This window comes from Flavobacterium granuli, assembly GCF_031456055.1.
Taxonomy (GTDB): Bacteria; Bacteroidota; Bacteroidia; order Flavobacteriales; family Flavobacteriaceae; genus Flavobacterium; species Flavobacterium granuli_A.
Window position 1 is genome coordinate 104,865 of the sequence record NZ_JAVDTX010000001.1, and the last position, 13,482, is coordinate 118,346.

Consider the following 13,482-nt stretch of genomic DNA (forward strand, 5'->3'; position numbering starts at 1 on the left):
AAAAAAGGCGGTCTGAAAACAGACCGCCTTTTTAATAAAATAGGAGATAATTATTTAGTCCAAATCAAAGCGATCTAGGTTCATGACTTTATTCCATGTTGCCACAAAGTCTTTTACAAATTTTTCCTGAGCATCACTACTTGCGTAAACTTCAGCAAGAGCTCTTAATTCCGCATTAGAACCAAAAACAAGATCGGCACGAGTACCAATCCATTTTGGCTGACCTGTTGAACGATCATTTCCTGTATAAAGTTCTTTATCGTTAGAAACAGATTGCCATTGTGTATTCATATCAAGCAGGTTTACAAAGAAATCATTTGTAAGCTGACCAGGACGATGTGTAAATACACCATTTTTAGATCCATCAGCATTTATATCTAATACACGTAATCCTCCTAAAAGCACTGTTAATTCTGGTGCAGTAAGCGTTAATAAATGTGCTTTATCTATAAGCAATTCTTCTGTTGCAACAGATGATTTTGTTCTACGGTAATTACGGAATCCATCTGTTTTAGGCTCTAAAAATCCAACAGATTCAATATCAGTTTGCTCTGCAGACGCATCCATACGGCCTGGCGTAAAAGGCACACTGATTGAGCTTCCTCCTGCGGCAGCTGCTTTCTCTACTCCTGCACAACCTGCTAAAACAATTAAATCGGCCAATGAAACTTTCTTTCCACCTTGCGCAGCATTAAATTCTGCCTGAATACTTTCTAGCTTATCTAGGATGCTTTTAAGCTGAGCCGGATTATTTACAGCCCAATCTTTTTGAGGAGCTAGCCTTATACGTGCTCCATTGGCTCCTCCCCGTTTATCAGATCCTCTAAAAGTAGAAGCCGATGCCCAGGCAGTTCCAACTAATTGAGAAACACTTAATCCTGAATTTAGAATTTTTCCTTTTAATTGCTCTATATCGTTCTGATCTATTAATTCATGATTTACTGCCGGAATAGGATCTTGCCACAACAATTCTTCTTGAGGAACATCTGCTCCTAAATAGCGTGTAACAGGCCCCATATCACGATGTGTCAATTTAAACCACGCACGTGAAAAAGCATCTGCAAACTGATCCGGGTTTTCAAGAAAACGTCGTGATATTTTCTCATATTCCGGATCTAATCGTAATGATAAATCTGTTGTAAGCATTGTTGGTAAATGCTTTTTAGAACTGTCAAAAGCGTCAGGGATGATTTGTTCAGCATTTTTTGCTACCCATTGGTGTGCACCGGCCGGACTTTTAGAAAGTTCCCATTCAAAACCAAATAAATTTTCGAAGAAGTTATTGCTCCATTGTGTTGGCGTTTTTGTCCAGGTAACTTCCAGACCACTTGTAATAGCATCTGTACCTTTACCAGAATTAAAACTATTTTTCCATCCAAAACCTTGTAGTTCTAAACCAGCTGCTTCAGGTTCTTCTGCCACGTGATCAGAAGGAGCTGCGCCATGCGTTTTACCAAATGTATGTCCACCCGCAATTAATGCCACTGTTTCTTCATCATTCATAGCCATACGACCAAAAGTATCTCTTATGTCTCTGGCAGCCGCAATAGGATCCGGATTACCGTCTGGACCTTCCGGATTTACATATATAAGCCCCATTTGTACGGCTGCAAGCGGTTTTTCTAAATTTCTAGAATGAATATGTCCATCAGGATTATCGTCAGATGTAACAACTCCATGTTCTTGCGGTACACCTTCGGAACCGTCTTTGTAACGTTCGTCACCACCTAGCCATGTAGTTTCAGAGCCCCAGTAAACAGCTGTTTCCGGTTCCCAAACATCGGCTCTTCCTCCGGCAAAACCAAATGTTTTAAAGCCCATAGATTCTAAGGCAATATTCCCAGTTAAGATCATCAAATCTGCCCACGATATTTTTCTTCCGTATTTTTGTTTGATAGGCCATAATAATCTTCTTGCTTTATCAAGACTTACGTTATCTGGCCAACTGTTTAGCGGAGCAAAACGTTGTTGTCCTGCGCCTGCACCACCACGACCATCTTCTACTCTGTAAGTCCCTGCACTATGCCATGCCATTCTTATGAATAAACCGCCATAATGACCAAAATCGGCCGGCCACCATTCTTGTGAGTCAGTCATGAGTGCATGTAAATCCGTTTTTACAGTTTCAAGATCAAGACTTTTAAAGGCTTCCGCATAATTAAAATCCTCGTCCATCGGATTGGAAAGGTTTGAATTTTGACGAAGAATTCCAACTTGTAACTGATTGGGCCACCAATTATTATTTCTTCTTTTTGAGTCTAAACTTTGTTTTGGGCTATCTCCCGAAAATGGACATTTACCTTCCCCGCTTGAATGACCATTCTGATTTTCCATATTTTCCATAATTTAATGATTTTTAAAAACTTACGACTAATTTAACAAAATTAAATTTATCTAAATTATTTTTTTGATAGATAAAATTTATAGTTATAGCGTAAAACTTCAATTTAGATTAATTCTGAATTTGATCTTAATCCCTTTTTTATTTGTAATTTAGTTAGGTCAAAATCACAGTTTAAAACCTCAATTTTAATGCAAAAATCAGCACAATTAAACGGGTAAGCCGAAAACCAACTAGAGTAGGCATCAAAAAATAGAACAATAACATGCTAAAATTAATCGTACTCTATCCGCAACCTGTCAATGTGCAACAATTTGAAGATGAATATGTTAGTCATATCGCTTTATTACATGAAAAAACAGGGATACCTATAACTGCAAAACCCTATACGGTAACAAAATTTCTCCCCACTCCCAACGGCCAACAGCCTTTCTACCAAATGTTTACAATGCCTTTTGAATCTCCTGAAGCATTTCAGTCGGCGATGTCATCAGCAGGTATGCAAGAAGTCGCCGCAGATGCCAACCGAATTTCTACAGGTGGATTACCGACCGTTTTAATTGGAAGCTAATAATTAAACAACGAAAAACAATAAGGCATGAAAACCGATTTTAATTCTGTTGAAGAATACATCCTAACCTTCCCAAAAGACATACAATCTCTTTTGGAAAAAGTTCGAATGACCATTATAAAAAAAGCTCCCGAAGCCGTGGAAAGTATTTCCTATGGAATGCCCGCCTACAAGACCTACGGAAAACCTTTGGTCTATTTTGCAGGCTATAAAAAACACATAGGCTTTTATGCAACACCAACAGGGCACACGGAGTTTGCCAATGAACTTTCCAATTATAAACAGGGAAAAGGTTCCGTTCAGTTTCCTATTGACCACCCAATTCCCTACTGGCTGATAGAACAGATCGTTGTGTTTAGGGTTAAGGAAAATGAGTTGAAATATGGTGAAAAATAAGCGGTTAAGGACCTGAGATACTAAGTTTCTAAGATTAAACAAAATATCTCACTTAGAACCTCAGAAACTTAGTAACTTAGACTCTTAGTAACTTAGCTTATTTAAAAAAATGATTCACAAAGCCAAATCAATCAGACCTTTTATTGGTTCCAAAGACTTTCAGATTTCCCGAAGCTTTTATCAAGACTTAGGTTTTAAGGAAATTATATTGGGACCTAATTTCTCTTATTTTGAAACCAAAGGAATCGGATTTTATCTACAGGACGCTGATGTCAAAGATTGGATAGATAACACTATGCTTTTTTTGGAAGTCGAAGATGTTCAGCAATTTTGGAACGAACTTTTGAGATTGGACTTGCTTGCCAAATATGAAAATGTAAAATTAGTTCCTATCCGAGAAATGGATTGGGGCAAGGAATGTTTTATCCACGATCCGTCAGGAATTCTATGGCATATTGGGGAGTTTTATAAATAGTAGAATCTATTTGAAAGAATTAGAAGCTTATACTTAATAAATAAAAAACATCATATTGAAAGCGAGAAAAAAAATATTATTAACAGGAGCTTCTGGAACAATTGGATTTGAAGTATTAAAACAACTATACAAAAATAAGGAGCTGTACGATATTACCGTTTTTGATGTAAAATCATCTAAATCTAAAAGAAAATTCAATTCCTATAAGGATGAAATTAATATTGTTTACGGAAACATATTTAATGAGAATGATTTAAATACTATTGGGGCTGGGCAAGAAATCGTTATACATCTTGCTGCAATAATACCTCCACTCGCTGACGAAAAACCAAAACTATCTTATCTTGTAAATACAGTCGGGACTGAAAAATTAATTAGGTCGTTAGAAATAAACTCGCCAAAAGCCTTTTTTATTTACAGTTCATCTATTTCTGTTTATGGAGACAGACTTGAGAATCCATTTATAAATAGCAATGACAATTTAAAACCAAGTCTCGGTGATGAATATGCCAAAACAAAGATTGAAGCTGAAAATATAATACAAAATTGCAAACTTGATTGGACTATCTTTAGATTGGCAGCTATAATGGGTGGCCATAAAATCTCTAAATTAATGTTTCATCAACCACTAAAAACTTCCTTAGAAATTGCAACTCCAGTTGATACGGCGAGAGCATTTGTCAATGCAATAGAGCACCAAGAACAATTATCAAAAAAGATATTCAATTTAGGAGGTGGTGAAAATTGCAGGATAACTTATAAAGACTTTTTGTCCCGTTCATTTAGTATTTATGGTTTAGGAGATGTTGATTTTCATCCAAAGTCATTTGCTGAAAAGAATTTCCATTGTGGCTTTTACGATGATGGAGATATTTTGAACAACATATTGCACTTTAGAAACGATACTTTGGAAAATTATTTTGAAAATGAAAAACATAAATTATCAGATTTTAAAACAAAATTTATTTCAATCTTTAAAAAGCCAATAAAAAATTATTTACAAAAACAATCTGAGCCATTAATTGCATTTCATAACCAGGACAAGAAATGGATGGACCATTTCTTCAATTCGGACAAATAAAATAAGAACTTATGAACTATTTACTATTTCTATTTATCTCTTTATATAACTTCTCTTTCGAAGCAGAAAAGTTTGATTTAAAAATTACTGTAACAAATGTAAAGACTCAGAAAGGCAGCGTTGAAGTAGGAATTTTCAACAATGAAAAATCATTTCTTTTGAAAGGCAAAGAATACAGAACTGGTTCTAAAGTTGTCACAAATGACACAATAGTTTTTGTCTTGAAAGATTTAACACAAGATGATTATGCAATTTCTCTGTATCAAGATATAAACTCTGATAAAAAATGCAATTTGAATTTCATTGGGATACCAACAGAACCTTATGGATTTTCAAATAATTTTAAACCAAAGTTTTCTAAACCAACTTTTAATGATTGTAAAATTGAAATTAATAACAATAAGTCAATAATGATAAAATTACTTGACTAACAATAAAAATTTTGGTTCCAGATGACACGGAAATCTTGTATCAAACACTATCTGACTTTAGCAATACCATTAAACCTACACACAATATCATTAAGAAATACAAACCAATTCAATATTTCTAAAATTACACATTTTGGAAATTATAAATGATTGTACTGCTCATCAGTTACTGGTTCCAACCAAATTGTTTCCCCTTTTTCTCTTCCTGTTATTGCTACCTGAATAAATTTTGTATCTGAACTTGCACCATGCCAATGAGGAATATTAGCTGGGCATTTTACAACATCTCCTTTTTTTACAATAACTTTCGGACTTCCTTTTTCCTGATAATATCCTACACCATCAAGCGCCAATATAATCTGTCCTGCCGGATGGGAATGCCATTTTGTTCTTGCACCTGGTTCAAAGGTTACGCTCCCAACGGCATTTTGATTTACACTATCGGCTTGAACCAAATTATTCAGCCATACTGCACCCATAAAATTATTATTGGTTATTTTTTCGCCTTTGGGAAAAATGATTGATTCTTGTGATTCTGTTTTTGTTGAAAGTGTCGATTTATTTTGTGCTTTACAAGAAAACGCAAACACTCCAATCATAAATAGTATAGCTAATTTTTTAAAGTTCATCTTTTTAAATTTTAAAGATTAATTTGATAAAAATTCACCAATTTATTCACTGCCTGCGATACGTATTCGGGTTTCCAATAGGTTTGTATGTGTGTAGCTCCATCAATTAGAAATAATTCTTTTGTTTTCGTATTGGTGGCTTTATTAAATGCGTCGTCCGTCATATAAAAGGAATCCGCTTTACTTCCTGCCATCATCAACAAAGGCTGGTTTATCAAGTCCATATTGGTGCTGGCATCAAAAGTCATTAAATCCATCAGACTGCTCTTTGTGTATTTAAATGTAGAATTAGGATGAGCATGTGTTTTGCCGTAATACTCAAATCCTTCACGATATAAATCGAAAGGTAGTGCTGCTATTTGTTTATCCGTAAGTTGAGTATCACCCACGTACATAATTTTGCCACCTGCTGCTTCTTGGGCACGAGCATCTGAAGCTTGTTTTAATCGTTCCTGAATTGTTGAAAATTGTGAGTTCATAAAACCATTACGTCTTACCACACCCGAATTAAACATACTTAAAGTGGCAATTGCTTTAAATCTCTTGTCTGATTGGGCTGCTTTTAAAGAATAACCACCACCGCCACAAATCCCGAGTAATCCAAGTTTTGAAGTGTCAACCCCATTATATTGAGAAATAAAATCAGCCATTGCGTGTATATCTTCAATTCGGTTTGCCGGTTTATCCACATTACGAGGCTCACCACCGCTTCCACCTTGATATGCCGCATCTGCAGTGATAGTAATATAACCCTGTTCTGCTAATCGTTGTGCATATAAACCTGACACCTGTTCTTTTATTCCACCATTAGGATGAGCAATAACTATTGTAGGATATTTTTTTGATGAGTCAAAATTTGCTGGTGTGTAAACATTGGCAACTATTGTAATCTCTTTAATTTTATAGGTGACAGGATGAATATTTACTTTTCCTATTTCATTTTTGGTAATGGCTCCTTCATAAACCAAAGTAAAGGGATTTTGCTTATATGTATTTTGTGCTTTTAGATTATCTACATCTATTCCTGATGTAATCACTGTCAGTAGAAATATTATCTTTTTCATGCTATTTTATTTTTTAGTTTTTAAGACTTCGTTCAAAACTTTTTGAGCTACCTCTCCTTCTTTTTCATCTATTTTTGATTTGATTACTCCTATAAATTGCTGTAATTGATTTGGAGTTAAACCAACATTCAGACATATATTCAGATGCGATTGAAGCATAGGTTCTACACCTCCAATACTACTAAGTACCGATATTGTTGTCAACTCTCTTTCAGCATAAGTTAAAATATCCCGTTCAAAAATATCAGCAAAAAGATGCTCTTTGAGAAAGACATCAATTTCAGGAGAAAATGCAGAATAACCTTTTTTTGGACCGTCTTGTGATGTGCCAGTTAGCTCTGCCAAAATAGCTTTGCCCCGATCATACTTGCTAACCCCAACTTTTATAGGTGATGCTTCTATGCCCACAACATCATTAATACCTTTGGTTTTACGCTGCTCTAATACTGTCATAAAAGTTTGTAATCCACGAATACTGCGGGGAAATCCACAATAGGCATACAGATGAACAAGAACTTCTTTGATCTGATTGACAGTCAAACCAGAGTCCAGCCCAGCATTCAGTTCTGTTTTTAGCTTTTCTAAATCACCTTTTGCCGTAACTGCCGCAATACTTATAATTGCTTGTTCTTTATTACTTAAATTCTGGACAGCACCACTTTGCGCATTCACATTGACTGCAACAATTACAATCGTAACATATAGTATTTCTTTTAAAAATGTCTTCATTTTCATTTGTTTAATGCATCAATTAACTAAACCTATTTCTTTCAACCAATTTTGAACTTCAATCTGTACCTGTTTTTCTTTTTCACCTTCCATCACAAATAAAATACCATCTCTTTCTATTCCACCTTTAGTAGAAAATCCTTCCAACACAGTACTTTTAGGACATAACTCTTTCACTGTTTGAAAACTGCTTCCAATTCCATACCCAGCATTGGTATTGAAAGGAATAATAATTTTCCCGCTCAAATTATATTGTTTTAAAAAACTTTTCATCGGTGGTGGCAATTGCATTCCCCAAGTTGGAAAACCAACAAACACAATATCATACTTTTCAACATGATCAATTTTTGTTTTTAGAAGTGGTAGAAAACCCGTTTCATTTTCCCTTGCTACCTGACTAACTATTGCTTTATAATCTTCAGGGTAAGGATTTTCTAATTCAAGTTCTACAAGTGATCCGCTAGTATTTTTATGAATAATCGTAGCGACTGCTTTAGTGTTTTTAGTTCTTGACAAATACACAATCAATACATTTTTATCAGTTAGGAATCCATCCTTTTTCTGTTGTGTTTCTTGCGCTTTACTACAACCCGAAAACATAAGAATTACTGTGGTTATCATAAAACAAAATGTTGTTAGCCTCTTCATTTTTATTTTTTTTATGATGGATTAATTGCTAAATGAAACAAGACTCCTAAATAGTTGACTAAAGATTTTACTTATCCAAACCTTTTTCCTTTAGCCATTTACTCATTATGTCGGCAATCTCAATATTATTTAAATCTGAAAAAGGAAAATGGGTATTACCTTTAATCCCTATTTCTGGCAGATGAATAACAGTGACATCACCGCCGTTTTTGTTTACTGCATCTCGCCATAAGCGTGCCATTTGGAGACGTACTCTCCATCCGTCTGCACCAGGATTGTTTGAAGGGCTTTCAGGAATATTATCTCCATAATAAATAACAATAGGTATTTTGGTAAGTTGCATAAAGTCTTTCATTGGAACGGAACTCGCTTCTAGAGAACCCGCCGAACTTGTTAAAGGTGATGGGATTTGACCTTCAGGAAACAAGAATCCACTACCTGGTTCGTAAGCTACTATTGCTTTGACATTTTTATTTTTTACAGCAGTGAGCCATCCCATACCACCAGAATGGGAATGTGTAACCAAAATTCCAGGACCTATTTTGTTGAATAATGCTGAAACCGCATCCGAATTAAGATTACTATCAATAGCACCAATACTAGGTGTCATAGAACGAAAATATTGATTGAGTGTAATTGAATCTTTAGCAAATTGAACTCCTTCAAAATAATTGGGCCATATACCTATACGGAATACATCAAACCATTGCTGTTCATCAGGTGTTGGATTGATGGTAGCCGCTACGGTGCTTCTTCCTGCGTTACCTCTTCTTGGTTGGTCAATCACATAAACAGGAAAGTTTCTGCGGAGAAAAATATTTTGATACCCTTCTCGTCCATCGGGAGTGGTCTCCCATGTTTTAGAAAACTGACCTATGCCGTGCCACATCACTAATGGTAACTTGTGTGCATTTGTTGGAATTTGATAAAAAACATAAGCATGGTCTCCATGAAAAGTTTGTCCTTCAGGAGTGGGTTTATATGGATCGAATATACCAGGATTTGTTAAGACTTTACCTCCAACAGCAAAGCTCCCTTGCTCTTCAATTAGTAACGGTTTTTGTTTTATTTTTTTTTGCGCTATAAGTGATGAGCTGGCCATTACCAATAACAAACAATAAACACTCCAATAGCTAATGATTTTGTTATTCATCTTATTTTATTTATCTCTATTTACTACTGTTTACTTTTTCTCTACAGACTTCTCAATTACATCCAATCGCGTTTTCCTATTATCATTGACATTACCCGCAGATCCATCAACTTTGAATTCGAACACTTCATTTTTATTTGTGTTGTAAACTTCCCATTTTGGTAATTCTTTACCATTTGGATTACCCGTTTTAGCAAAGTTAACCCAATAAGCATTCATTATTTTAGCCACTTCCTTATCTTTTGGTACCGGCTTAAAACCATATCCTTCGACTAGATTGTCAAATACATATGGAATCTCCGATGCATGAGATGCTCCATACTTCATTCTTTCCTTCATGGATTCAGGTACGTATGAAAAAAAATATAAGTACGAAGGCACTTTTTTGGTTGTAAAAGCCCTTGCAGTGAAGCGAGCTGGCTCTGCCCAAACTTTATCAGTGTTGACAAGTGTCAGTATCTTTTCAAAATCAGTTTTGCCATCAGGGTCATAGGCCGCTGAAAATTCATCTTTCAAACTACCAAACGATGAAAGCAATTCTTCTTTTGAACTTGCATTAACAAAACCACCCGGCACTTCTGCACTATTCGATCCAATAATTAACGGAACTCGATGCTGTCTTCCTGCTTTATACGAACTCTCAGCTGTTTCGGTTACCAAACGTCCATCAAGAATAGGCCCCGAATAAGTAGGTGGTCCATTTGGCCCTGCTGTTTCTTGTCCATCATCAATAATTTCTGCAACGCTGAGTGATCGCAATTTATTTAATGCATCAGCATCTGTACCTTCAATATTATATCTTTTTGCAAAATTAACTCCAATACTTTCAGCAGAAACTGGATAATGTAAGTCAACATTTTCTTCATCTATCGGTCTGGCTGTGAGCACGCCATCACGTCCACCTCCAGACTCAATTATAGCCTTTTGAAATAGTCCTTTTGCTGATGGTATAGTCAGAAGAGAATGTACAGATACTCCGCCAGCGGACTCTCCAAATATAGTTACGTTTTTTGGGTCTCCTCCAAAGGCAGCTATATTTTTCTGAATCCATTCCAATGCAGCAATTTGATCCATATAGGCATAACTGCCTTTATATTCATTTGGATTTTCTTTAGTTAAAGCAGGAAATGCAAAAAAGCCCAAACGACCCAAACGATAATTGATAGCTACAAGTATTACATCCTGTTTTGCAAATGCAGCTCCTGAAAGACCACTACCACTACCAAACACAAATGCCCCGCCATGAATCCATACCATAACCGGTAATTTTGATTTACTTGTAGCAACGGCAGGCTTCCAGATATTCAGAAACAAACAATCTTCGGCTGAAGTTTTCGATATGCCAGAGCCTCGTGGCCAGCCTGCTTGTGGACAATCTGCGCAAAATTTACTAGCATCTCGTACATCTTTCCATGGTAATACGGGTTGTGGAGGTCGCCAGCGATTTGCACCAACTGGCGGTGCTGCATAAGGAATACCTTTAAAAACAGAAATACCATCTTCGATTATTCCACGTACGGTTCCCGAAGCAGTACTAACTTCACTTGAAAGGCTTTGCGATACTACTTGTTGCGCATTTACGTATACAGTAGAATAAAATAATACAATTACAATAAGTGTTTTTTTCATTTTTCAAATTTTATTGTCCAGGTGTCATTAGCTTAGTAAACGACAATGAGCCCAGTTTCCATCCATTATTTTCTTTTATATATACTTCCGTTACAATAAACGGATTGGTAACTTCATTTCCTCCCACTACTGCTAATAGTGTGATTTTATTTAAAAGTATCGCCGTATTACCGATAATATTTACTGACACTTCATGGATATCTGCTTTCTTATAATGAATTCCTCCACTTTTAATTACATTGATTTCTTGGTTTTTTCCCCAGCTTCCTCCCATATGAACAAAGACAGATTTATCATCAAACAATGGAGTAAGTTTATCAACATTTTTATCGGCCATCCATTGCCATTTATCTTTAGATAGTTGAATAACTTCTTGTTCTGTCGTATTCTGTGCAAAAGTATTAGCTGTAAATAAAGCGAACATAAGTAGTCCGAAAATTGAGTTTTTCATAATGTGATTAATTTTTAATTAGTTTAGTTTATTTTTCTTTTTTTCTATTTCTGAATTTGATGGGTATCCCGCACACTACTAAATGTTAAGGCTAAAAGTTTCCAATCATTACCATGCTTTTGATAAACTTCCGTTACAGTAAATTCAGTCACGACATCAGTCCCCCGGACATTGGCCTCAAGTGTAATTCGGTTCCATAGGATTGCCATTTTTCCAAAAGTTTCAATTGCTACATCATGGACTTTCGTATTCTTGTACCAAATTCTACCTGTTTTAATAATATCAAGTTCTTCTCCCTTTTTCCAAGTGCCACTCATATGGACAAATTTTGATTTGTCGTCAAAGAGTGGTTCAAGTTTATCGACATTTTTATCGGCCATCCATTGCCATTTATCTTTAGAGAGTTGAATGACTTCTTGTTCTTCTTTTGTGTAATTCGGAACTACAGTACTTGTTTTATTTTCTTGAGCTGAGGAGTATTGCAAACTTGCAATTAAAAACAATCCCATAATGAACATCTTCATATGATCTACTTTAAAGTTAAATTATAATTATGCTTTTTAATTTTACTATTATTTCTTTAATGGTGCTTCCACATCAGAAAACGCTTGAACAAAAGCAGGTAATCTTTCACCCAAAACTTGAATTACATTCAATTCTTTATTGAATTCCTTTAATTCATCTGTGCTGAATTTTACTTCTTCAGCTCTAATATTTTCCAACATATGAGCCATCTGTGTTGTACCCGGTATTGGAACGATCCAAGGTTTTTGAGCCAATAGCCAAGCCAACGAAATTTGGGCAGGAGTAGCTTGTTTTTGTTTACTCCATTTTTTTAATAAATCTACGATTTTTAAGTTATTAGGTAGATTCTCTGCCGAGAAACGAGTCTCATTTCCTCTAATATCACCTTGGGCAAAATGTGTATTGGCATCAATAGCACCAGTTAAAAAACCCACTCCGAGTGGGCTCCAAGGAACGAAACCAATACCAAGTTCCTCACATAGTGGAATAATTTCTTTTTCCGGTCCACGCCATAGCATTGAATATTCATTTTGAATAGCTGCAATGGGATGAATGGCATGTGCTCGTCTTACAGTTTGAGATCCTGGCTCCGACAATCCGTAATGCAATACTTTGCCTTCTTTTATCAAATCCTGAATAGCCCCAACTACATCTTCAATTGGTACTTGCGGATCTACACGGTGTTGATACAATAAATCTATTCGATCAGTGCGAAGACGTTTGAGCATTCCTTCCACTACAATTTTGATGTGTTCAGGACGACTGTTTAATCCAGGTAATCGCTTACCTGTTTCCTGGTCTATATTCCAGCCAAACTTTGTTTCAATCACTATTTTATCTCGGAAAGGAGCTACACCTTCTCCAAGAATTTTTTCCACTTCAAAAGGGCCATATGCCTCAGCTGCATCAAATAGGGTAACTCTTTTATCAAAGGCTGTTCGAATGATGTTGATCATTTCTGGACGAGAGGGAATTGTAGTTTGATACGTGCGGGTCATGTTCTGAACACCAAGCCCTATACTTGAAACTTCAAGAGTAGCACCAAGTTTTCGCTTCTTAGACAATGGCTGTATTGAGTTGTCATTATTGAAAGGTTTAGTTTCCGAATTTGAAGATTGAGCGAAAGAAGATAAAGGTACTAATGCACTTCCAGCTATTGCAAGTCCAGCAGTTTTTAAAAGATTTCTACGATTCATAATTATGTTTTAGTTAGATAACAGTTTTAATTATTTTACTATTACAAATTACCGAACTAAATACAAGGGCATTAGTATATGAATTACTGAATCTACTACCAAGATTACTGATTGAACTTAAACCACTATCAAAGCTATGCTTAAATGCTTAAATTTGTAAAAC

The 13,482-nt window shown here is 35.7% G+C and carries 15 protein-coding genes; 5 read left to right on the forward strand and 10 right to left on the reverse strand.

Annotated elements, in window-relative coordinates; translation table 11 throughout:
• Positions 1 to 54: 54 nt before the first annotated feature.
• The gene (gene katG / locus J2W95_RS00455; protein WP_310004252.1) at positions 55 to 2,334 is read right to left on the reverse strand and encodes a catalase/peroxidase HPI; all 2,280 of its coding nucleotides are present in this window, start codon (positions 2,332 to 2,334) and stop codon (positions 55 to 57) included.
• A gap of 272 nt (positions 2,335 to 2,606) precedes the next feature.
• Between katG and J2W95_RS00460 the strand changes: the two genes are divergently transcribed.
• From J2W95_RS00460 to J2W95_RS00480, 5 genes are all read left to right on the forward strand, one after another.
• Positions 2,607 to 2,912, forward strand: coding sequence for an EthD family reductase (locus tag J2W95_RS00460; RefSeq protein ID WP_310002801.1), 306 nt, complete (start codon positions 2,607 to 2,609; stop codon positions 2,910 to 2,912).
• Between the two features lie 27 nt (positions 2,913 to 2,939).
• Positions 2,940 to 3,308, forward strand: a complete 369-nt coding sequence (locus tag J2W95_RS00465; protein WP_310002803.1) for an iron chaperone — start codon at positions 2,940 to 2,942, stop codon at positions 3,306 to 3,308.
• A 109-nt stretch (positions 3,309 to 3,417) separates the two neighbouring features.
• On the forward strand, positions 3,418 to 3,783 hold the full coding sequence (locus tag J2W95_RS00470; RefSeq protein ID WP_310002805.1) for a VOC family protein: 366 nt from the start codon (positions 3,418 to 3,420) through the stop codon (positions 3,781 to 3,783).
• Positions 3,784 to 3,838: 55 nt separating this feature from the next.
• A complete protein-coding gene (locus tag J2W95_RS00475) occupies positions 3,839 to 4,864 on the forward strand; it encodes an NAD-dependent epimerase/dehydratase family protein (protein WP_310002807.1) in 1,026 nt (341 codons plus the stop codon).
• 11 nt (positions 4,865 to 4,875) lie between these two features.
• Positions 4,876 to 5,295 carry a DUF2141 domain-containing protein gene (locus J2W95_RS00480; RefSeq protein WP_310002809.1) on the forward strand — a complete coding sequence of 140 codons (420 nt, stop codon included), beginning with the start codon at positions 4,876 to 4,878 and terminating at the stop codon, positions 5,293 to 5,295.
• 140 nt (positions 5,296 to 5,435) lie between these two features.
• Here J2W95_RS00480 and J2W95_RS00485 read toward each other — a convergent pair whose 3' ends face one another.
• From J2W95_RS00485 to J2W95_RS00525, 9 genes are all read right to left on the reverse strand, one after another.
• The gene (locus J2W95_RS00485; RefSeq protein WP_310002811.1) at positions 5,436 to 5,924 is read right to left on the reverse strand and encodes a cupin domain-containing protein; all 489 of its coding nucleotides are present in this window, start codon (positions 5,922 to 5,924) and stop codon (positions 5,436 to 5,438) included.
• A gap of 11 nt (positions 5,925 to 5,935) precedes the next feature.
• Positions 5,936 to 6,988, reverse strand: a complete 1,053-nt coding sequence (locus J2W95_RS00490) for an alpha/beta hydrolase (RefSeq protein ID WP_310002813.1) — start codon at positions 6,986 to 6,988, stop codon at positions 5,936 to 5,938.
• Between the two features lie 6 nt (positions 6,989 to 6,994).
• The gene (locus J2W95_RS00495; protein WP_310002816.1) at positions 6,995 to 7,717 is read right to left on the reverse strand and encodes a carboxymuconolactone decarboxylase family protein; all 723 of its coding nucleotides are present in this window, start codon (positions 7,715 to 7,717) and stop codon (positions 6,995 to 6,997) included.
• 18 nt (positions 7,718 to 7,735) lie between these two features.
• A complete protein-coding gene (locus J2W95_RS00500) occupies positions 7,736 to 8,338 on the reverse strand; it encodes a flavodoxin family protein (RefSeq protein WP_310002818.1) in 603 nt (200 codons plus the stop codon).
• Between the two features lie 94 nt (positions 8,339 to 8,432).
• Positions 8,433 to 9,518, reverse strand: coding sequence for an alpha/beta hydrolase (locus tag J2W95_RS00505; protein WP_310002820.1), 1,086 nt, complete (start codon positions 9,516 to 9,518; stop codon positions 8,433 to 8,435).
• Positions 9,519 to 9,548: 30 nt separating this feature from the next.
• Positions 9,549 to 11,147, reverse strand: a complete 1,599-nt coding sequence (locus tag J2W95_RS00510) for a carboxylesterase/lipase family protein (protein WP_310002822.1) — start codon at positions 11,145 to 11,147, stop codon at positions 9,549 to 9,551.
• A gap of 10 nt (positions 11,148 to 11,157) precedes the next feature.
• Positions 11,158 to 11,571: a nuclear transport factor 2 family protein gene (locus J2W95_RS00515; protein ID WP_310002824.1), complete on the reverse strand. Its 414-nt coding sequence runs from the start codon at positions 11,569 to 11,571 to the stop codon at positions 11,158 to 11,160.
• A 71-nt stretch (positions 11,572 to 11,642) separates the two neighbouring features.
• On the reverse strand, positions 11,643 to 12,122 hold the full coding sequence (locus J2W95_RS00520; protein WP_310002827.1) for a nuclear transport factor 2 family protein: 480 nt from the start codon (positions 12,120 to 12,122) through the stop codon (positions 11,643 to 11,645).
• 48 nt (positions 12,123 to 12,170) lie between these two features.
• Complete coding sequence (locus tag J2W95_RS00525) at positions 12,171 to 13,319, reverse strand: aldo/keto reductase (RefSeq protein WP_310002829.1); 1,149 nt, start codon at positions 13,317 to 13,319, stop codon at positions 12,171 to 12,173.
• Positions 13,320 to 13,482 lie beyond the last annotated feature (163 nt).